Source organism: Plantactinospora sp. WMMB782 (assembly GCF_049179135.1).
Taxonomy (GTDB): domain Bacteria; phylum Actinomycetota; class Actinomycetes; order Mycobacteriales; family Micromonosporaceae; genus Plantactinospora.
This window is the reverse complement of the sequence record NZ_JBMHMC010000007.1, coordinates 3,078,513-3,098,100: the sequence shown is the minus strand read 5'-3', so window position 1 is coordinate 3,098,100 and position 19,588 is coordinate 3,078,513. Positions and strand designations below refer to the sequence as shown.

At 73.0% G+C, this 19,588-nt stretch carries 16 protein-coding genes and 1 pseudogene; 6 read left to right on the top strand and 11 right to left on the bottom strand.

Features of this window, described 5'->3' with window-relative positions; all coding sequences use genetic code 11:
• Positions 1–143 precede the first annotated feature (143 nt).
• Positions 144–782 (bottom strand): annotated as a pseudogene (locus tag ACN28A_RS16205) (methyltransferase domain-containing protein); the annotation flags it as partial.
• A 289-nt stretch (positions 783–1,071) separates the two neighbouring features.
• On the opposite strand from ACN28A_RS16205, the gene ACN28A_RS16200 reads away from it, so the two are divergent.
• The 4 genes from ACN28A_RS16200 to disA all read left to right on the top strand — a co-directional run bounded on the left by ACN28A_RS16200 (position 1,072) and on the right by disA (position 5,782).
• Positions 1,072–1,911, top strand: a complete 840-nt coding sequence (locus ACN28A_RS16200; protein WP_421396164.1) for a UbiA family prenyltransferase — start codon at positions 1,072–1,074, stop codon at positions 1,909–1,911.
• Between the two features lie 205 nt (positions 1,912–2,116).
• A complete protein-coding gene (locus ACN28A_RS16195) occupies positions 2,117–2,854 on the top strand; it encodes a hypothetical protein (RefSeq protein WP_421396162.1) in 738 nt (245 codons plus the stop codon).
• A 65-nt stretch (positions 2,855–2,919) separates the two neighbouring features.
• The gene (gene radA, locus ACN28A_RS16190) at positions 2,920–4,365 is read left to right on the top strand and encodes a DNA repair protein RadA (protein WP_421396161.1); all 1,446 of its coding nucleotides are present in this window, start codon (positions 2,920–2,922) and stop codon (positions 4,363–4,365) included.
• A gap of 235 nt (positions 4,366–4,600) precedes the next feature.
• A complete protein-coding gene (gene disA, locus ACN28A_RS16185; RefSeq protein WP_421396160.1) occupies positions 4,601–5,782 on the top strand; it encodes a DNA integrity scanning diadenylate cyclase DisA in 1,182 nt (393 codons plus the stop codon).
• A 138-nt stretch (positions 5,783–5,920) separates the two neighbouring features.
• Here the strand turns inward: disA and ACN28A_RS16180 are convergent, their stop codons facing one another.
• From ACN28A_RS16180 to ACN28A_RS16170, 3 genes are all read right to left on the bottom strand, one after another.
• On the bottom strand, positions 5,921–6,673 hold the full coding sequence (locus ACN28A_RS16180) for a hypothetical protein (RefSeq protein WP_421396158.1): 753 nt from the start codon (positions 6,671–6,673) through the stop codon (positions 5,921–5,923).
• Positions 6,674–6,777: 104 nt separating this feature from the next.
• Positions 6,778–7,359: a peptide deformylase gene (locus ACN28A_RS16175; RefSeq protein WP_421396156.1), complete on the bottom strand. Its 582-nt coding sequence runs from the start codon at positions 7,357–7,359 to the stop codon at positions 6,778–6,780.
• Complete coding sequence (locus ACN28A_RS16170) at positions 7,356–7,868, bottom strand: glycine cleavage system protein R (RefSeq protein WP_421396155.1); 513 nt, start codon at positions 7,866–7,868, stop codon at positions 7,356–7,358. The genes ACN28A_RS16175 and ACN28A_RS16170 overlap by 4 nt, the downstream gene beginning before the upstream one ends.
• A 95-nt stretch (positions 7,869–7,963) precedes the next feature.
• Here ACN28A_RS16170 and ACN28A_RS16165 point away from each other — a divergent pair, with 95 nt between their 5' ends.
• Entirely contained in the window at positions 7,964–8,857 is an 894-nt protein-coding gene (locus ACN28A_RS16165) for an A/G-specific adenine glycosylase (RefSeq protein ID WP_421396154.1), read from the top strand.
• A gap of 132 nt (positions 8,858–8,989) precedes the next feature.
• On the opposite strand, the gene ACN28A_RS16160 is transcribed toward ACN28A_RS16165, so the two are convergent.
• From ACN28A_RS16160 to lysS, 3 genes are all read right to left on the bottom strand, one after another.
• Positions 8,990–11,521: an ATP-dependent Clp protease ATP-binding subunit gene (locus ACN28A_RS16160; RefSeq protein WP_421404438.1), complete on the bottom strand. Its 2,532-nt coding sequence runs from the start codon at positions 11,519–11,521 to the stop codon at positions 8,990–8,992.
• A gap of 497 nt (positions 11,522–12,018) precedes the next feature.
• Positions 12,019–12,369, bottom strand: coding sequence for a histone-like nucleoid-structuring protein Lsr2 (locus tag ACN28A_RS16155; protein WP_192766542.1), 351 nt, complete (start codon positions 12,367–12,369; stop codon positions 12,019–12,021).
• A gap of 111 nt (positions 12,370–12,480) precedes the next feature.
• Positions 12,481–13,935, bottom strand: coding sequence for a lysine--tRNA ligase (gene lysS / locus ACN28A_RS16150; RefSeq protein ID WP_421404436.1), 1,455 nt, complete (start codon positions 13,933–13,935; stop codon positions 12,481–12,483).
• A gap of 144 nt (positions 13,936–14,079) precedes the next feature.
• Here lysS and ACN28A_RS16145 point away from each other — a divergent pair, with 144 nt between their 5' ends.
• Complete coding sequence (locus ACN28A_RS16145; RefSeq protein ID WP_421396152.1) at positions 14,080–14,826, top strand: class I SAM-dependent methyltransferase; 747 nt, start codon at positions 14,080–14,082, stop codon at positions 14,824–14,826.
• 81 nt (positions 14,827–14,907) lie between these two features.
• Here ACN28A_RS16145 and ACN28A_RS16140 read toward each other — a convergent pair whose 3' ends face one another.
• The 4 genes from ACN28A_RS16140 to ACN28A_RS16125 all read right to left on the bottom strand — a co-directional run bounded on the left by ACN28A_RS16140 (position 14,908) and on the right by ACN28A_RS16125 (position 19,538).
• Positions 14,908–15,666 carry a type III pantothenate kinase gene (locus ACN28A_RS16140; RefSeq protein WP_278065500.1) on the bottom strand — a complete coding sequence of 253 codons (759 nt, stop codon included), beginning with the start codon at positions 15,664–15,666 and terminating at the stop codon, positions 14,908–14,910.
• Between the two features lie 40 nt (positions 15,667–15,706).
• Positions 15,707–16,597 (bottom strand): carboxylating nicotinate-nucleotide diphosphorylase, encoded by an 891-nt coding sequence (nadC, locus tag ACN28A_RS16135; protein ID WP_421396150.1) that lies wholly within the window; start codon positions 16,595–16,597, stop codon positions 15,707–15,709.
• Between the two features lie 86 nt (positions 16,598–16,683).
• On the bottom strand, positions 16,684–18,384 hold the full coding sequence (locus ACN28A_RS16130; protein ID WP_421396148.1) for an L-aspartate oxidase: 1,701 nt from the start codon (positions 18,382–18,384) through the stop codon (positions 16,684–16,686).
• Positions 18,385–18,632: 248 nt separating this feature from the next.
• Positions 18,633–19,538, bottom strand: a complete 906-nt coding sequence (locus ACN28A_RS16125; RefSeq protein ID WP_421396146.1) for a septum formation family protein — start codon at positions 19,536–19,538, stop codon at positions 18,633–18,635.
• Positions 19,539–19,588 lie beyond the last annotated feature (50 nt).

Here is a 19,588-nt window from a genome sequence, read left to right as displayed (position 1 = left end):
GCCCGGCCGACCGCACCCGCCCCGGCCTGCCCGTTCCCGATCGCACCCGGCCCGACCAGCTCGTCCCCCGCAGCCTGCCCATTTCCGACCGCACCCGGCCCGACCAGCTCGTCCCCCGCAGCCTGCCCATTTCCGGTCGCACCCGGCCCGACCTGGCGGACGGCGCGGCGGAGCAGCCAGCGGGCGGTGCCCCAGACCGCCGGCCGGATGCCCCGGACCCGCAGCGCGATGCCGTGCCGGGCACACTCCCGGACCAGTTCCCCGGCGTCGACGAAGAGCCGGGGATCGTGGATCCCCCGGGGCACCCCGGGGAAGAGTTCGGCGACCCGGACCGCGAGCAGCCGGCTCAGCACGGTGTCGTTGAGGGTGTCCAGCACCAGCGTGCCGCCGGGGCGGAGCAGCCGGGCCGCCTCGGCAACCACCCGCCGCCAGTCCGGCACGTGCTCCAGCACCTCACCGGCGGCCACCACGTCCGCGCAGCCGTCGGTCAGCGGCACCGCGGCGACGTCCCCGTTCACCGGGACGACCCCGTGCGCGCCGGCCTGGTCCAGCGCGGAGCGGACCAGGTCCACCCCGACGTGCCGGTAACCCCGCCCGGCCACCCGGGGGGCGAGCAGCCCGGCGCCGCAGCCGAGGTCGACCAGGGTCGCACCGGGACGGGCGGCCGGCGGCACCAGCGCGGCCCGCGCCTCGGCCAGCCAGTGCAGCATCGCGAAGGCGCCGTCCGGCTGCCACCACTGGTCGGCGAGGTCGTCGTACTGCCGGGGGTCGTTGCGGGGCAGCCTGCGTGCCGGAGTGCCGTGCGGCGCGGCCCCGGACGCCGTGACTCCGGACGCCGTGACCTCGCGCGGCGTGGCGCCGGACGCCGTGGCCCCGGACGCCGTGACCTCGCGCGGCGTGGCGCCGGACGCCGTGGCCCCGGGCGCCGTGGCTCCGGACGCCGTGGCCTCGCGCGGCGTGGCTCCGGACGCCGTGGCCCCGGGCGCCGTGGCGCCGCTCGTCGCCCTGGTCCGCGCCGTCCGCATGTGACCGAGCCTGGCACGACGCAGCGGTAACAACCAGACTTCCCATATGTCGCATGTGGTGTTAGGGCTGGTCCGGGCAAGCCATCCCGAGCCGGCGGTCGCGGTGACCACCGTCTCGGCCCTGCTCGCCTGGGGTGTGGGCCATCCGCCCGGCGGTATCGCCGCGATCAGCCTCACCGTGCTGCTCAGCCAGCTCGCCGTCGGCTGGGTCAACGACCGGCTCGACGCCGACCGGGACGCCGCGGTCGGGCGCCGGGACAAGCCGGTGGCCAGCGGAATGGTCGGTCGGCGGCTGGTCGGCACCGCCGGAGCGGTCGCCGCCGTACTCACCCCGCTGCCCGCGCTCACCCTCGAACCGGCCTCCGCCGCGGCGGCCACCCTCGCCCTGGTCTCCGCGCTGCTCTACAACTGGCCGCTCAAGTCCACCCCGTTCTCGGTGCTGCCGTACGCGGTGTCGTTCGGGACGTTGCCGGCGGTCGTCGTACTCGGGCTGCCCGGCGCACCGGCCCCACCGGCCTGGCTGGTCGCGGCCGGCGCGCTGCTCGGCGCCGGGGCGCACTTCGCGAACGTGCTGCCGGACCTGGCCGACGACGAGCGGACCGGGGTGCGCGGCCTGCCGCACCGGCTCGGCCCCGTCGGCTCCCGGCTGGCCGCCGCCGGGCTGCTGCTGGCGGCCACCGCCACCCTGGTGGTCGGGCCGCCGGGCCCGCCGTCCCGGACCGGCCTGGCGGCGGTCGCGGTCGCCGCCGTGGTCCCGCTGGTCGGCTGGTACGCGGGCCGGGCCGCCGCCGCCCGGGGCGACCGCCCGGTGGCCGTCTTCCGGGCCGTCATGCTCGTCGCGCTCATCGATGTCGTACTGCTTGTCTCCAGCGGCCGGGTGGTCTGACCCGTGCCCGCCGCCGGCCGGAACCGCCGAAGCCCGGCCGGCCGGCACCGGCGGTAGCCCGGCCGGCCGGGTTACCGGGTCGGCGTACGGGAGCCGATCACCGCCCACTACCCTGGAGCCCGTCGGGCCCGGGTACGGCCACCGTGCCCGTTACGCCGGCCCGCCGAATCGACCCGGCGACCGGATTCGCACGAAGGAGGACCAGGTGACGCGCTCGATCAGGGGGGCTCGGGGAGCCGCTGCGGTGCTGGCCGGTACGGCAGCCGCCGCCACCCTGCTGCTGTCCGGGTGCGGCGCGGGCCAGATCGCCGAGACCGCCGCGAGGGTGCCCACCAACCTCGGTGTCAACGCCCAGTCGGCCGACGACAACTACCTGGTCCGCAACGCGTTCATCGAGTACCCCGGCACCATGGGCTACCCGGCCGGTGCCGACGCGCCGCTGAACGTCACTCTCTTCAACGACTCCGGCCAGCCGGTGACCGTGCGCATCAGCAGCACCCGTGCCGGTGGGGTGGCGTTCGCCGGGCCGTCGGCCGCGCCGAGCCCTGGCGGTGCCCCGGCGAGCCCGTCTCCGGAGGCGACTCCGGCAAGCCCGTCCGCGGAGGCGACCACCGGAAGCCCGTCCCCGGGTGGGAGCCCGTCTCCGGGTGGGAGCCCGTCGGCGACCCCGTCGGAGGCAGCCCCGTCGCCGACCGCGGCGGCGGCTCCGGCCGGGCCCGTGGAGATCCAGATCCCGGCTCGCGAGTTCGTGGTCCTCAACCGGGTCGCCGGCCGCTGGCTGCAACTGTCCGGGCTGGCCGAGGCGCTGCCGCCGGGACACAGCATCGAGGTGACCTTCGACTTCGGCGGTACGCAGGTGCCGGTGCAGGTGCCTGTCACGGTGCCGCTGGAGCCGGCCCCCACGGGTACGCCGGTCGTCGGCGGCGAAGGGGACCACGAGTAGCACGGCGCCGACGCGGACGGCCGGGTCTCGCCGGTTCCGTCGTACGGATTGGTTAGCGTGCTGGGGTGACGACCAGCCGAGCCACGTCCCGCCCCGCCGCCGGGCGCGGTCGCGCCGCGAGCCGCGAGCCCCGACCCGCCTACGAGTGCGACGCCTGCGGCCACCAGCCGCCCAAGTGGGTCGGCCGGTGCCCGGAGTGCGGCGAGTGGGGCGCGGTCGTCGAGTCGACGCTCACCGGTCCCACCGTCTCCGGCCGGGTGGTCAGTTCCCGGGCGCCCGCCGAACCGGCCCGGCCGATCGCCACGATCAGCGCCGCCCCGGCCCGGGCCCGCCCCACCGGCGTGCCGGAGCTGGACCGGGTGCTCGGCGGCGGCCTGGTTCCCGGCGCGGTGGTGCTGCTCGCCGGTGAGCCCGGGGTCGGCAAGTCCACCCTGCTGCTCGACGTGGCCCAGCAGTGGGCCGCCGGAGCCGGCAGCCCGTCCCTGGTGGTCAGCGGCGAGGAGTCGGTGAGCCAGGTCCGGCTGCGGGCCGAGCGGATGGGCACCCTGCACGACCAGCTCTACCTGGCGGCCGAGAACGACCTCTCGGCCGTGCTCGGCCACCTCGACGCGGTCAAGCCGGGGCTGCTGGTGCTGGATTCGGTGCAGACCGTCTCCACCCCGGGCACCGAGGGGGTGCCGGGTGGGGTCACCCAGGTCCGGGCGGTCACCGCCGCCCTGGTCGCGGTCGCCAAGGAGCGGGGCGTCGCGACCGTACTCGTCGGGCACGTCACCAAGGACGGCCAGGTCGCCGGCCCCCGGGTGCTGGAGCACCTGGTCGACGTGGTGCTGCACTTCGAGGGCGACAAGCACTCCTCGCTGCGGATGGTGCGCGGCGTGAAGAACCGGTTCGGCACCGCCGACGAGGTCGGCTGCTTCGAGATGCACGAGGGTGGCATCAGCAGCCTGGCCGACCCGTCGGGGCTCTTCCTGACCCGCTCCGCCGACCCGGTCCCGGGCACCTGCGTGACGGTGGCGATGGAGGGTCGGCGGGCGCTCGTCACCGAGGTCCAGGCGCTGATCGGGGCCACCGTGGCCGGTTCGCCCCGGCGGACGGTCTCCGGGCTGGACAGCGCCCGGCTGGCGATGGTGCTGGCGGTGCTGCAACGCCGGACCGAGCGGCTGACCCTGCACGACCGGGAGGTCTTCGCGGCCACCGTCGGCGGGATCCGGGTGGTCGAGCCGGCCGCCGACCTCGCGGTCGCCCTGGCGGTCGCCTCCGGCGGGCTCAACCTGGCCATCGCGCCGAACCTGGTGGCGATCGGCGAGGTGGGGCTGACCGGCGAGGTGCGCCGGGTCGCCGCCGTGCCCCGGCGACTGGCCGAGGCGGCCCGGCTCGGCTTCCGGTACGCCCTGGTCCCGACCGGCTGCGGGCCGGGCGCCAGCGGCGTCACTCCGGAGAACATGCGGGTGATGGAAGTCACCGACGTACGATCGGCGCTGCAGTCCGTGGCGCGGGTGTCGGCTGAGTAACCATACGGTCACACCACGCTGTGACTGGTTCCGGCGTGGCATGCTTACGGCCGTTGCCACCTGCGCGCGGGCGGAACCACTACGCCCGACACATCGCCAATCAGCTACAAACTGGACACTTCGTAGCCGGGTCCCGGACGGTACCGACGGCACGCCGACGGGAGGAAGCAGGCACAGTGGCACGTCACAGTAACCGCGACAGCACCCAACGCAGGGCGGTCCGTAGAATGTCCGAGTGCCGATCGACCGCGACGCGAACCGAACCGCCAGTGCGGCTGCTGCTGTCCGCACCGGTGCCGGCACCTCGGCCCGCCCGGTCGGCGTCGGCATGACCATGAACGGGACGGGTCCGACCGGTGATCCGTTGCGGGCCAACCTGGCGCTGATGGCGCCCGGCACCGCACTGCGGGACGGGCTGGAACGCATCCTCCGTGGCCGTACGGGCGCCCTGATCGTGCTCGGCTACGACCGTGTCGTCGAGACGCTCTGCACCGGCGGCTTCCCGCTCGACGTCGAGTTCTCCGCCACCCGGGTCCGCGAACTGTGCAAGATGGACGGCGCGGTGGTGCTCTCCAGCGACGGCACCCGGATCGTCCGGGCCGCCGTGCACCTGATGCCCGACCCGTCGATCCCGACCGAGGAGTCCGGCACCCGGCACCGCACCGCCGAGCGGGTCGCCCGGCAGACCGGCTTCCCGGTCATCTCGGTCAGTCAGTCGATGCGGATAATCAGCCTCTACGTCAACGGCCAGCGACACGTGCTCGACGACTCGGCCGCGATCCTGTCCCGGGCCAACCAGGCACTGGCCACCCTGGAACGCTACAAGCTCCGGCTCGACGAGGTCTCCGGCACCCTCTCCGCGCTGGAAATCGAGGACCTGGTGACGGTCCGCGACGCCGTCGCGGTGGTGCAGCGGCTGGAGATGGTCCGCCGGATCGCCGACGAGATCGCCGGCTACGTGGTGGAGCTGGGTACCGACGGCCGACTGCTCGCCCTCCAGCTCGACGAGCTGATGGCCGGGGTGGACGCCGACCGGACCCTGGTGATCCGGGACTACCTGCCGACCGGCCGAAAGGCCCGGACCCTGGACGAGGCACTCGTCGAGCTTGACCTGCTCACCGCCACCGAGCTGATCGACCTGGTCGCGGTCGCCAAGGCGATCGGCTATCCGGGCGCCTCCGACGCGCTGGACGCGGCGGTCAGCCCGCGCGGCTTCCGGCTGCTCGCCAAGGTGCCCCGGCTGCCCGGTCTGGTGGTCGACCGGCTCGTCGGCCATTTCGGCAGCCTGCAACGGCTGCTCGGCGCCACCGTGGAGGACCTGCAGGCCGTCGACGGGGTCGGCGACGCCCGCGCCCGGGGCGTACGCGAAGGGCTGTCCCGGCTGGCCGAGGCGTCCATCCTGGAACGCTACGTCTGAACCGACCCCCGCGCCGCCCCACTGCTCGGCATCGACGGCACCAGCGCCCGACTCCCGGCCGACCGGCCGGCTGCGCAGTCCGGCCGTCGGTAAAGCGCCCGCCCGCGCCACCGGCCGGCTGCGTAGTCCCGCCGTCGGTCAGCCGGTGATGGTGATCCGCACCGGCTCGCTGTGCTTGTCGCCGAGCCGGCCGAACAGCTGGTAGTTGCCGGCCGCCGGATAGGGCCCGGCGGCGAGCTGGTTGGCGCACTTGGAGCTCTCGCGCCCGTTCCAGGAGATCGTGTACTCGTTCTCGTGGCTGGGCGGGAACGACCGTACGTCGTTGGACCGGACCAGGCTGCACGCGTCCGACGACCAGACCTTGCGGGCCCCGGACTTGATGTAGAGCTCCTGGAGGTCGGCGCCGACGTCCCGGTTGCAGGTCCGGCCCGACACGTTCTTGATCCTGAGCCGCAACTCGATCGGTTGGCCCCGCTGCGCCGAGGCCCGCGAGGGCACCGGGATCACCGACATCTCCTGGTCGGTGCACTCGTTGTCGACCGGCGGCGGTGCCGGCGGCACCTGCCCGCCGCCCACCGGCTCGACCGTGTCCCCGCCACCGTCGTCCGGCGGCGCGCCGGACGGCTCACCGTCGCCCGGCTCGGCACCGCCACCCGGGCCACCGGGGTCGGGACCGCCGGACTGGGCCGGGCCGGAGGCCGACGGGTCGATGTGCGGGGTGAGCGTCGGCGACGCCCCGGGGTCGGCGCCCTTGCCCTTACCGTCGTCCGGCCCGCCGGTGTTCAGGCAGGAGTAGAGGACCACGACGAGGAACAGCAGCACGGCACCGAGCACGACGGCTCGACGCCGCCAATACACGGCGGGCGGAAGGGGGCCAACCGTCAGACGCATAATGATTTCACCGTATCGGCACGGGTGGCGCGGATACCCGCGACGCGCCGGAGCCCCGGGGGATCACCCTGCTGCCGGCGCCGGCCCGCCGGGGCAGCCACCGGTCACAGGTAGACCTTGCGCTGGTAGACCGCGTGCGCCCCGGCCACCCGGTCCAGGAAGAGTCGGCCCGCGCAGTGGTCGATCTCATGCTGTAGTGCCCGCGCCTCGAAGCCGTCGGTGACCAGCCGGACAACCGTCCCGGTGCCGGGCAGCATCCCGCGCACCACCACCCGGCTGGCCCGCTTCACGTCGCCGGTCAGGTCGGGGACCGACATGCAGCCCTCCCGGCCCGGCCGCCAGCGGCTCGCCTCGACGACCTCGGCGTTGCAGAGCACGAAGGTGCCGTGCGAGGTGACGGTCTTGGGATGTCCGGTCACGTCCACCGCGAAGACGCTGGCTCCGACCCCGACCTGCGGGGCGGCCAGGCCGACGCAGCCGGGCGAGACCCGCATGGTGGCCACCAGGTCGGCGGCGAGCCGGACCACCTCGTCGTCGTACGGGTCGACGGTCGCGCCGACCCGGCTCAGCACCCCGGCCGGCGCGGTCAGCACCTCGCGTACCCGGCCCGGGTCGCCGAGCAGCTCGGGGGTCCAGTCACCCAGGCCGCACACCTCGGCCGTCGGGGAATCGTGCCCGGCGGTCACAGCAGGTCCGAGTCGGCTCGCCGGAGGGTGGCCTCCACGTCCAGCCCGGCGGCCACCTCGGCCAGCCGGGCGGCAACCGTCTCGGCGGCCTCCGGTAGCAGCTCCACCTCGGCCAGCAGCACGTAGAGCGGCCCGGTCAGCCGGGTGGTCAGGTCGGTGACGTTCCCGCCGGCCTCGGCCAGCACCCGGGTCAGCGCGGCGACGATGCCGAGCCGGTCGGCGCCGTGCACCGCCATCAGGTACGGCTCGCCGAACGGGGTACTCGTCGCCTCGGGGCCGACCTGGCGGACCGTCGCCACCAGCGGGCCGTCCGCGACGACCGGGGCGAGTGCCGCCTCCGCCTCGGCACCGGTCGGGCCGACGCAGATCAGCGTCATCGCGAAGTGCCCGCGCAACCGGGTCATCGTCGAGTCGGTCAGATTCGCCCCGAGCTGGGCGAGTGCCTCGGTCACGTCGGCCACGATGCCGGGCCGGTCCGGGCCGATGACGGTGATCGCGAGCTCGTTCATCCGGGCAGTCTGCCCGATGCGACACCCCTGACGGGGCCCGACCCGGCGCCCGGCCCACGCTCCGGGACGGCCGGCATGACAGGATCGACGGCGCCATGCCGACGACAACCACGCTCGCCGCCGACGCCATCCGGTGGTACGACGAGAACGCCCGGGACCTGCCGTGGCGGGAGCCCGGCATCGGGGCGTGGCCGATCCTGGTCAGCGAGGTCATGTTGCAGCAGACCCCGGTGGTGCGGGTACTCCCCGCCTGGCGGGCCTGGCTGGCCCGCTGGCCCCGCCCCGCCGACCTGGCCGCCGACACCCCGGCCGAGGCGATCCGGATGTGGGGGCGGCTCGGCTATCCCCGCCGGGCGCTGCGGCTGCACGAGTGTGCGGTGGCCCTGCTGGAACGGCACGGCGGCGAGGTGCCGACCGGGTTGGACGAGTTGCTGGCCCTGCCCGGCATCGGCAGCTATACGGCCCGGGCGGTGGCGACTTTCGCGTACGGGCAGCGCCACCCCGTTGTCGATACGAACGTTCGCCGGCTGGTGGCTCGGGCCGTCGCCGGGAAGCCGGACGCCGGACCGGCGACCCGGCCGGCCGACCTGGTCGCCACCGAGGCGCTGCTGCCTGCGCTGCCGGAACGGGCGGCCCGGGCCAGTGCCGCGTTCATGGAGTTGGGGGCGCTGGTCTGCACCGCCCGGTCGCCCCGGTGCGTCGACTGTCCACTCGCCGCCCGGTGCGCCTGGCGGGCGTCGGGGCGTACCGCGCCGGCCGGGCCGTCCCGCCGTCCACAGCGGTACGCCGGCACCGACCGGCAGGTCCGGGGCAGGCTGCTGGCCGTGCTCCGGGAGGCTACCGGCCCGGTACCCCGGTCCCGGCTGGACCTGGTCTGGGCCGACGACCTGCAACGCTCCCGCGCCCTGGCCGGGCTGATCGAGGACGGCCTGGTGGAGATGCTCGACGACACCTGCGTACTGGCCGGCGAGGGCCGCGCCGACGGGTAGTCCCGGCGCGTTCCGCAGCCGGGAGATCTTTCCCGCCAGCCGTGCGGCGGGCGTTACCGGGACCGGAAACGGGTTCGGCCCGGTGGCGACTGCCACCGGGCCGATCCGTTACCTACCTGAGCTGCCGCTCGCCTACTCGTCCGCGCCGGCCGCGGCGGTGTTGCCGAGGTCGGCCGGCACCGCGTCGGGCACCGGGACCGGCTTGTCCGCGCCGCGGAAGACCAGCTTGGACTTGTCGACGTTGTCCGGGTCGCCCTCGCAGTCCACGACGACGATCTGGCCCGGGGTCAACTCGTTGAACAGGATCCGCTCCGACAGGTTGTCCTCGATGTCGCGCTGGATCGTCCGCCGCAGCGGCCGGGCGCCCAGCACCGGGTCGAAGCCCTTCTTCGCCAGGTATTTCTTGGCGTTGTCGGTCAGCTCGAGGCCCATGTCCTTGTTGCGGAGCTGGGTCTCGATCCGCTGGATCATGATGTCCACGATCGAGAGGATCTCGGTCTGGTTGAGCTGGTGGAACACGATCGTGTCGTCGATCCGGTTGAGGAACTCCGGCCGGAAGTGCTGCTTCAGCTCGTCGTTGACCTTCTGCTTCATCCGCTCGTAGTTCGAGTCGGAGTCCTCGGACGCCTGGAAGCCCATCGAGACCGCCTTGGCCACGTCCCTGGTGCCCAGGTTGGTGGTCAGGATGATGACCGTGTTCTTGAAGTCCACGATCCGGCCCTGGCCGTCGGTCAACCGCCCGTCCTCCAGGATCTGGAGCAGGGTGTTGAAGACGTCCGGGTGGGCCTTCTCGATCTCGTCGAAGAGGACCACCGAGAACGGCCGGCGGCGCACCTTCTCGGTGAGCTGGCCACCCTCGTCGTAGCCGACGTAGCCGGGGGGCGCCCCGACCAGCCGGGAGACCGTGTAGCGGTCGTGGAACTCGGACATGTCGAGCTGGATCAGCGCGTCCTCGCTGCCGAAGAGGAACTCGGCGAGCGCCTTGGAGAGCTCGGTCTTACCGACACCGGACGGGCCGGCGAAGATGAACGAGCCGGACGGCCGCTTCGGGTCCTTCAGGCCGGCCCGGGTACGCCGGATGGCCTTCGAGACCGCACGGACCGCGTCCTCCTGGCCGACGACCCGCTTGTGCAGCTCGTCCTCCATGCGGAGCAGCCGGGAGGTCTCCTCCTCGGTGAGCTTGTAGACCGGGATGCCGGTCCAGTTCGCCAGCACCTCGGCGATCTGCTCGTCGTCGACCTCGCTGACCACGTCGAGGTCGCCGGCCTTCCACTCCTTCTCCCGCTGCGCCTTCTGGCCGAGGAGCTGCTTCTCCTTGTCGCGCAGCTGGGCGGCCCGCTCGAAGTCCTGCGCGTCGATCGCGGACTCCTTGTCGCGGCGCACCTGGGCGATCCGCTCGTCGAAGTCGCGCAGGTCCGGCGGCGCGGTCATCCGGCGGATCCGCATCCGGGCGCCGGCCTCGTCGATCAGGTCGATCGCCTTGTCCGGCAGGAAGCGGTCGGAGATGTAGCGGTCGGCGAGCGTCGCCGCCGCGACCAGCGCGGCGTCGGTGATGCTCACCCGGTGGTGCGCCTCGTAGCGGTCCCGCAGGCCCTTGAGGATCTCGATGGTGTGCGCCAGCGACGGCTCGCCCACCTGGATCGGCTGGAACCGCCGCTCCAGGGCGGCGTCCTTCTCCAGGTGCTTGCGGTATTCGTCGAGGGTCGTCGCGCCGATGGTCTGCAGCTCGCCACGGGCCAGCATCGGCTTGAGGATGCTCGCCGCGTCGATCGCGCCCTCGGCGGCACCCGCACCCACCAGGGTGTGGATCTCGTCGATGAACAGGATGATGTCGCCGCGGGTGCGGATCTCCTTGAGCACCTTCTTGAGGCGCTCCTCGAAGTCACCGCGGTAGCGCGAGCCGGCGACCAGGGCACCCAGGTCAAGCGTGTAGAGCTGCTTGTCCTTGAGCGTCTCCGGCACCTCGCCCTTGATGATCCGCTGCGACAGCCCCTCGACGACCGCGGTCTTGCCGACCCCGGGCTCGCCGATCAGGACGGGGTTGTTCTTGGTACGGCGGGAGAGCACCTGCATCACCCGCTCGATCTCCTTCTCCCGGCCGATGACCGGGTCGAGCTTGCCCTCCCGGGCGGCCTGGGTGAGGTTGCGGCCGAACTGGTCCAGCACGAGGCTGGTCGACGGCGCGGCCTCGCCCGGCGCGGTGCCGGCGGCTGCCGGCTCCTTGCCCTGGTAGCCGGAGAGGAGCTGGATGACCTGCTGGCGGACCCGGTTGAGGTCGGCGCCGAGCTTCACCAGGACCTGGGCGGCGACGCCCTCGCCCTCGCGGATCAGCCCGAGCAGGATGTGCTCCGTACCGATGTAGTTGTGGCCGAGCTGCAACGCCTCGCGCAGCGACAGCTCCAGCACCTTCTTGGCCCGCGGCGTGAACGGGATGTGCCCGCTCGGCGCCTGCTGGCCCTGGCCGATGATCTCTTCCACCTGCTGGCGGACGCCCTCCAGGGAGATGCCGAGGCTCTCCAGGGCCTTCGCCGCCACGCCCTCACCCTCGTGGATGAGGCCGAGCAGGATGTGCTCCGTACCGATGTAGTTGTGGTTGAGCATCCGGGCCTCTTCTTGGGCCAGGACGACAACCCGCCGCGCTCGGTCGGTGAACCGCTCGAACATGCCCTCGTGCTCCTCACGTGCCGTGCGCACTCGATCTTGATGGTCCAAGCATCGTGGCGGGGCCACCACCCGGACGTCCGGGGCGGACGTCCGTGCTCCCTTACTCTATCGCCGCCAGCCGACTCTCCCGAGGTCGTGTGTTCCGCAGAAGAGGTCGGTACGCGACGTTTTTCCCAACCGCCCACGCTCAGCGATGCTTCCCGGACCCTCCGCTGTACGCGCAGAGCGAAATTTGCATCTCGTGCGGCCGGCGCGACCCCGCGCCGTCCACAGGCTGTGGACAACTTCGTCCACCGGCTGTGGACAACGTCCGCGGCGCCAGGATGTTCCCGCGCCGGCAGCCTCGTCGAAACCGGATCTCGGCAAACCGGGCATCCGGGAGATACCAACCTATACCGGCCAGAACCTCAGGATCATCGGGACGGGACAGAAACGCGCGGGGTGGTTGGACAGCTGTCCAACCACCCCGCGGGAAGGTCGAGGAAGAGCCGACGGACTCAGCGGCCCGCCTTGGCGTGGTACTCGTCCACGATCTCCTGCGGGATACGCCCGCGGTCGGAGATGTCCTTGCCTTCCTTCTTGGCCCAGGCCCGGATCGCCTTGTTCTGCTCGCGGTCGGCGGTGGCGCCACCCCGCCCCCGTGCGGCACGACCACCGACGACCACACCGCCCCGGCCCACCTTCGAGCCGGCCGCGACGTACGGGGCGAATAGGTCCCGCAATTTGCCGGCGTTCTTGTCCGACAGGTCGATCTCGTACTGCACGCCGTCGAGCGAGAACTTGACGGTCTCGTCCGCGTCTCCGCCGTCCAGGTCATCGACCAGCTTGTGAATGATCTGCTTGGCCACGTGTCGCTATCCTTTCGAGCAGGTTCGCCGCAAACAAGAGCACAATAGCTCGTTAGATGCTTGCTCCGTCAATAGGATGGCGAAACTACGCGACAGCGGCGTCGGCGGCAACTACTCCGGGCGGACCATCGGGAAGAGGATGGTTTCCCGAATTCCGAGGCCGGTCAGGGCCATCAGCAGCCGGTCGATTCCCATTCCCATGCCCCCGAGCGGCGGCATTCCGTACTCCATGGCCCGCAGGAAGTCCTCGTCGAGCCGCATCGCCTCGTCGTCCCCGGAGGCACCACGCCGGGCCTGGGCCACCAGCCGCTCCCGCTGCACCACCGGGTCGACCAGCTCGGTGTAGCCGGTGGCCAGCTCGAAACCGAGCACGTAGAGGTCCCATTTCGAGGTGAGTCCCGGCTCGTCCGGGTGCGCCCGGACCAGCGGGCTGGTCTCTTCCGGGTAGTCCCGGACGAAGGTGGGCTGCCGCAGCGTCGGCACGACCAGTTCCTCGAAAAGCTCCTCGGCGAGCTTGCCCGGCCCCCACTTCGGGTCGACGGCCAGGCCGACCTTTTCCGCATACCCGAGCAGGTCGGCCATGCCGGTGCGGGCGGTCACCTCCTCGCCCAGCGCCTCGGAAAGGGTGCCGAAGAGGGTCACCGAACGCCACTGCCCACCGAGGTCGAACTCGGTGCCGTCGGCGTGCGTCACCACATGCGAGCCGGTCGCGGCGAGCGCGGCGGCCTGCACCAGGTCACGGGTGAGCGTCGCCATAGTGTCATAGTTCCCGTACGCTTCGTACGCCTCGAGCATGGCGAACTCGGGCGAGTGCGAAGAGTCGACCCCCTCATTACGGAAGTTGCGGTTGATCTCGAAGACCCGGTCGATGCCGCCGACCGCCGCCCGCTTGAGAAAAAGCTCGGGGGCGATTCGCAGATACAGATCCGTGTCTAGCGCATTGCTGTGCGTCACGAATGGCCTGGCCGTCGCCCCGCCCGGCAGCGGTTGGAGCATGGGGGTTTCGACTTCGATGAAACTCCGGGCGTGCAACGAATCGCGCAGACTACGCAGCGTCGCCGCCCTGGTGCGTACCATCTCGCGGGCCCGGGGGCGGACGATCAGATCCACATAACGCTGCCGGACCCGGGCCTCCTCGCTAAGCGGCTTGTGCGCCACCGGCAGTGGCCGGAGCGCCTTCGCGGTCAGCTCCCAGGAATCGGCGAGCACCGAAAGCTCCCCGCGCCGACTGGTGATCACCTCACCGGTCACCCCGACGTGGTCGCCGAGGTCGACCAGCCGCTTCCACGCGTCCAGCCGCTCCGGGCCGACCCGGTCCAGCGAGAGCATCGCCTGGAGTTCGGTGCCGTCGCCGTCCCGCAGGGTGGCGAAACAGAGCTTGCCGGTATTCCGTACGAAGATCACCCGGCCGGTGACGGCGGCGTCGTCCCCGCTCGCGGTGTCGGTCGGCAGCTCCGCGTAACGGCTCCGGATCTCGGCCAACGTCGCGGTACGCGGATACCCCCTCCGGTACGGCTCGATGCCCTCGGCGAGCATGCGGTCCCGCTTCTCCCGGCGGACCCGCATCTGCTCGGGAAGGTCGTCAACCGGGTCGGCGGGGTTCGGGATCTGCTGGCTCACGGCATGCTTCCTCGGGAATTGTGGTCGGCGGAGTTCGGCCCCGAGCGTACTCAAGTGCGCGGGCGGCGGAGCATTGGATAACCTCCTGGCATGGTCGACCAGGTGCACGCCCTGTCCTTCGGCGCTGCGGCGGAACGCTACGACCGGTACCGGCCGGACTATCCGGAGCCGGCGGTCGGCTGGGCGGTCGGCCGTCCCGCCCCGGCCGACGTGGTCGACCTGGGCGCCGGCACCGGCATCCTGACCCGGGTGTTGCTGCGGCTCGGCCACCGGGTGACCCCTGTCGAGCCGGACCCGGGGATGCGGGCCAGGCTCGACGCCGCGACCCCGGGGACGGTGGCCCTGGCCGGTTCGGCCGAGCGGATGCCGCTGCCGGACGGCTCGGTCGACGCGGTCGTCACCGGGCAGGCGTACCACTGGTTCGACCATCCGGTCGCGCACGCCGAGGGTGCCCGGGTGCTCCGCCCCGGCGGGACCTACGCGGCGGTGTTCAACCAGCGGGACGAGTCGGTGCCCTGGGTGGCGGCGCTGACCGCGATCACCGTCGAGGTGCTCGGCGGGCGCGGCGCCTCCGACGACGGGTCCGGGATCGACGGCTTCGGCCCGGAGTTCGGGCCGGTCGAGCGGAACGAGTTCCGGCACAGCCTGACGCTCACCCCGGAGACGCTGGTCGGGATGATCAGCACCCGCTCGTACTACCTCGTCGCCGCTCCGGAGCGGCAGCGGGAGGTGGCGGCACGGATCCGGCAGCTGACCGCCGGCCATCCGGACCTGGCCGGGCGGGAGAGCTTCGAGTTGCCGTACCGGACCCGGGTCTTCCGGGCCAGCCGGCCCTGAACCGGCCGCTGCCCACCATGCGCTCGACCGACCGCCAGCCACGAATGCGCCGGACCGGGCGGCGCCGGACGGCGGCCGGGGTCAGCGGTTGCGGTCGTAGACCATGCGCAGCCCGATCAGCGTGATCATCGGCTCGTGGTGGGTGATCGTCCGGCACTCCCCGATCACCAGCGGCGCCAACCCGCCGGTGGCGATCACCGCCCGCACCTCGCCCAGCTCGCCGACCATCCGCTCGACGATCCGGTCCACCTGGCCGGCGAAGCCGAAGTACATCCCGGCCTGGAGGCACTCCACGGTGTTCTTGCCGATCACCGAGCGGGGCACGGCCGGCTCGACCTTGCGCAGCTGCGCCGCGCGGGCGGCGAGCGCGTCGAAGGAGATCTCGATGCCGGGCGCGAACGCCCCGCCGAGGAACTCGCCCCGGCCGCTTATCACGTCGAAGTTGGTGGTGGTGCCGAAGTCGACCACGATCGACGGCCCGCCGTAGAGGGTGTACGCCGCCAGGGTGTTCACCACCCGGTCGGCGCCGACCTCCTTCGGGTTGTCGATCGCCAACTGCACCCCGGTCTTCACCCCCGGCTCGACGACCACGTTCGGCAGCTCGCCGTAGTAGCGGGCCAGCATCGTCCGTAGCGAGCGCAGCGCCGCCGGCACCGTGGAGCAGGCGGCCACCCCGGTGATCTCGACGGCGTCCCCGGCCAGCAGGCCACGGAACTTGAGGCCCAGCTCGTCGGCGGTGGACCGGGCGTCGGTCTTGATCCGCCAGGAGTGCACCAGCTTCTCGCCCTCGAAGGTCGCCAGCACGGTGTTGGTGTTACCGATGTCGATACAGAGCAGCATGTCGTCAGTCCCGGGCCCCGAGTCGTGGCGCGTCCCGCCGCTACGCGGCGCGCGAGCGGAGGTCCAGTGCGATGTCCAAGATAGGCGAGGAGTGGGTCAGCGCCCCAACCGAGAGGTAGTCCACGCCGGTCGCGGCGTACTCGGCGGCGGTTTCCAGGGTCAGCCCACCGGTCGCCTCCAGCTCGGCCCGGTCGCCGACCGCCGCGACCACCTCGGCCAGCAGCGCCGGGGACATGTTGTCGCAGAGCAGGAAGTCGGCGCCCGCCTCCACCGCCTCCAGCGCCTCGGCCACCGTGGTCACCTCGACCTGGACCGGCACCTCCGGGAACGCCTGCCGGACCCGGCGGTACGCCGGCCCGATGCCGCCGGCCGCCAGCTTGTGGTTGTCCTTGATCATCGCCACGTCGTACAGGCCGAGCCGCTTGTTCGCGCCGCCGCCGGCCCGTACCGCGTACTTCTCCAGCGGGCGCAGCCCCGGGGTGGTCTTCCGGGTGTCCAGTACCGTCGCCTTGCCGCCGCCCAGCGCCGCCACCCAGGCCCGGGTGTGGGTGGCCACCCCGGAGAGCCGGCAGAGCAGGTTGAGGGCGGTCCGCTCGGCGGTGAGCAGTCCCCGGGTCGGCCCGGTCACCGTGGCCAGCACCTCCCCCTCGGCCACCTCGGCACCGTCAGCGGCCACCGGCAGCACCCGCACGTCCGGGCCGCCGGCCAGCTCGAAGACGGCCGCCGCCACGGCCAGCCCGGCCAGCACCCCGTCGGCCCGGGCCACCACGTCGGCGCTGTCGACCTGCTCGGCCGGGATGGTGGCCACACTCGTCACGTCCAGCCGCTCCGGCCCGAGGTCCTCGTCGAGTGCCGCCCGGACGATCCGTTCCACCTCCGCCGGGTCGAGCCCGGCGGCCCGCAGCGCCCCGATGGTCGAATCCGTAAGCACGGTGCCTCCCGTTTCCGTCACGGTGCTCTCCGATCCCGTCACGCCGCTTCCGGGTTCCGGTTCCGGCACTGCGCCGCCCAGCCCTGTCACAGTGCCTCCCAGTCCTGTCGCAGGTTGCCCGCCGGACCGATCGACCCGACCAGGTGCCCGAGCCAATCGTCCCGCGATTCCGAGAAGTCTTCACGCCAATGACAGCCCCTGGTCTCCTGCCGGGCGTACGCCGCGCCGACCAGCGCCGCCGCCACCGTCAGCAAATTGGTCGCCTCCCAGCTCGCGGTGCGCGGCGCACCCCGGGTGGCGCCGAGGGCAACCAGCTCGGCGGCGGTCGCCCGCAGCGAGTCGGCGGAGCGGAGCACCCCGGCACCCCGGGTCATCGCCCGGGCCAGCCCCTCCCGCACCGTCGGGTCGACCGCCGCGCCCTCGCCGCCGCGCCACGCCCCGGCAGGGGCCGGCTCGGCCTGGGCCGGCAGGTCCCGGGTGATGTCCTGGGCGATCCGGCGGGCGAAGACCAGCCCTTCCAGCAGCGAGTTGCTGGCCAGCCGGTTCGCGCCGTGCACGCCGGTGCAGGCGACCTCGCCGCAGGCGTACAGGCCGGGGATGGAGGTGCGGCCGTGCAGGTCGGTGCGTACCCCGCCGGAGGCGTAGTGCGCGGCCGGGGCGACCGGGATCGGCTGCTCGGCCGGATCGATGCCGGCGGCCAGGCAGGAGGCGACGATGGTGGGAAAGCGCCGGCCCAGGAACTCGGCGCCGAGGTGCCGGGCGTCCAGGAAGACGTGGTCGGCGCCGGTGGCCAGGAGTACCCGGTGGATGCCCTTGGCCACCACGTCCCGGGGTGCCAGCTCGGCCAGCTCGTGCTGCCCGACCATGAACCGCTTGCCGTCCGCGTCCACCAGGTGCGCGCCCTCGCCGCGCAACGCCTCGGTGACCAGCGGCCGCTGTGCGGCCCGCTCCGGCACGACACCGTCGACCGCCGGGGCGGCCGGAGCCAGCAGCGCGGTCGGATGGAACTGGACGAACTCGAGGTCGGTGACGGCGGCGCCGGCCCGCATCGCCAGCGCGACGCCGTCACCGGTGGAGACCGTCGGGTTGGTGGTGGCGGCGAAGACCTGGCCCATCCCGCCGGTCGCCAGCACCACCGCGCGGGCCAGGATCGCACCGACCCCGTCCTCGCTGCCCTCGCCGAGTACGTGCAGGGTGATCCCGCAGGCCCGGCCGGGACCGGCCCAGCCGCCGTCCGGGGCCCGGAGCAGGTCGAGGACGAGGGCGTGCTCGACCAGCCGGATCCAGGGGTCGCGGCCGACGGCGGCGTGCAGTGCCCGCTGCACCTCGGCCCCGGTCGCGTCGCCACCGGCGTGCACGATCCGGTCCGCCCGGTGCCCGCCCTCCCGGCCCAGCATCAGCGATCCGTCCGGGTTGCGGTCGAACTCGGCGCCGGTCCGGATCAGCTCGCGCAGCCGGGTCGGCCCCTCCTCCACCAGCACCCGGACCGCCGCCGGGTCGCAGAGCCCGACCCCGGCCAGTTCGGTGTCCGAGGCGTGCGCCGCCGGGGTGTCCAGCGGATCGAGTACGGCAGCGATCCCGCCCTGTGCCCACCGGGTCGAGCCGTCGTCGATGTTGACCTTGGTCACCACGGTCACGTGCAGTCCCGCCTCCCGCAGGTGCAGTGCGGCGGTGAGCCCGGCGATGCCCGACCCGATCACGATCACGTCGGTCGTCTCCACCCAGCCCGGTGCCGGCGCGGCCAGCAGCCGGGGTACCACCGGCAGGTCGACGGTCGGAAACTGCATCTTCCAAGTCAACCGTGTACCGGCCGGATCGGTGGGCCCGGGGCCGGGATAAGTGGCCTACGACGCTCCGGCGATCCGGACACCGCGGTCGTCCGCTCCACCCCGGCACGACGACCGGGCGACCCGGCACCGGAATCGACCGAGGTCAGCAGGTGTCTCGCGCCGGAATCGACCGAGGCCAGCCGGGCGGCTCGGTGTCGGCATCGGCCGAGGCCAGCCGGGTGGACCGACGCCGGGATCGACCGGGGTCAGCCGGTCCGGACGGGCAGGCCGGTGGAGCCGGCACCCTTGAGCGAGCGGGTGAACGCGCCGTCGGAGACCCACAGATAGCAGCGGACCCCCCGGTTGCCGGCCGTCCAGTCGTTCCGGCCGCCCGGCAGCGTCACCACACCGGTACGGAACCGGACCGTACTCTGCGACACCCCGACGAACCGGGCGGCCACCGTGTAGCAGCCGTCGTAGAAGGGCTGCCAGTCGCGGTCCACCGTCGGGTACTTCAGGGTCGCCGGAGCCCGCCACACCCCGGCGAACTCGGTGTTGTGCCGGGCCGAACACTCCACCCCGGACATCCGGTCGATGGTCCTGTTCCGGTCCAGGGTGGCGGCGTAGCAGCCCAGCCGCAGCGGCCCGGCCTCGCCCAGCGCGCCCTTCAGGCTCGCCGTCCGGGTGACCGGCTCGCCGTTCTCCTCGACATTGGACAGTTCCGTCACGTCGCAGCGGAACCACCGCGCGCCGGCCGTCCAGCCCCTCGTCGACGGCACCGCCACCCCCAGCCACAGCCGGCCGGTACGCCAGTCCGCGCCGAGGAAGCCGCGCGCCCGGCTGTCGCACTCGGCGTACGCGGTGCCGAACTCGGCCGAGCCCGGGGCCGGCGGCTTCTCCGCCCCGGCCGCCGCCCCGGCGAAGGTGCCGACGTGCACCGTCTCCAGCCGATGACTGCCGGCACACTCCACGGGCGCGTACGACGACAGGTAGACCGTCTCGGAGAAGTCCGCCGAATGGCAGGTCCCGGCGGCCGGGATGAAGACCGTCGGCTCGCCGACCAGGGTCCAGTCGTCGGTGAGGTCGCCGTCGGTGCCGCCCGGCGGGGCGCAGCCGGTGGCGCCGAGCAGCACTGCCCCGGCCAGCGCCAGGGCGCTCGTCCATCGGCGCATCGCGTCCTCCCCAGGGCGACCAACGGTCCGGATGCCTGCACCCTACGTTA

Bases quoted from the DNA above. Each gene is read 5' to 3' on its own strand.
- ACN28A_RS16200 (WP_421396164.1), top strand. From the start codon at position 1,072: ATGTCGCATGTGGTGTTAGGGCTGGTCCGGGCAAGCCATCCCGAGCCG.
- ACN28A_RS16180 (WP_421396158.1), bottom strand. From the start codon at position 6,673: ATGCGTCTGACGGTTGGCCCCCTTCCGCCCGCCGTGTATTGGCGGCGT.
- ACN28A_RS16170 (WP_421396155.1), bottom strand. From the start codon at position 7,868: ATGAACGAGCTCGCGATCACCGTCATCGGCCCGGACCGGCCCGGCATC.
- ACN28A_RS16165 (WP_421396154.1), top strand. From the start codon at position 7,964: ATGCCGACGACAACCACGCTCGCCGCCGACGCCATCCGGTGGTACGAC.
- ACN28A_RS16160 (WP_421404438.1), bottom strand. From the start codon at position 11,521: ATGTTCGAGCGGTTCACCGACCGAGCGCGGCGGGTTGTCGTCCTGGCC.
- lysS (WP_421404436.1), bottom strand. From the start codon at position 13,935: ATGCGGGTCCGCCGGGAGAAGCGGGACCGCATGCTCGCCGAGGGCATC.
- ACN28A_RS16145 (WP_421396152.1), top strand. From the start codon at position 14,080: ATGGTCGACCAGGTGCACGCCCTGTCCTTCGGCGCTGCGGCGGAACGC.
- ACN28A_RS16140 (WP_278065500.1), bottom strand. From the start codon at position 15,666: ATGCTGCTCTGTATCGACATCGGTAACACCAACACCGTGCTGGCGACC.
- ACN28A_RS16130 (WP_421396148.1), bottom strand. From the start codon at position 18,384: ATGCAGTTTCCGACCGTCGACCTGCCGGTGGTACCCCGGCTGCTGGCC.
- ACN28A_RS16125 (WP_421396146.1), bottom strand. From the start codon at position 19,538: ATGCGCCGATGGACGAGCGCCCTGGCGCTGGCCGGGGCAGTGCTGCTC.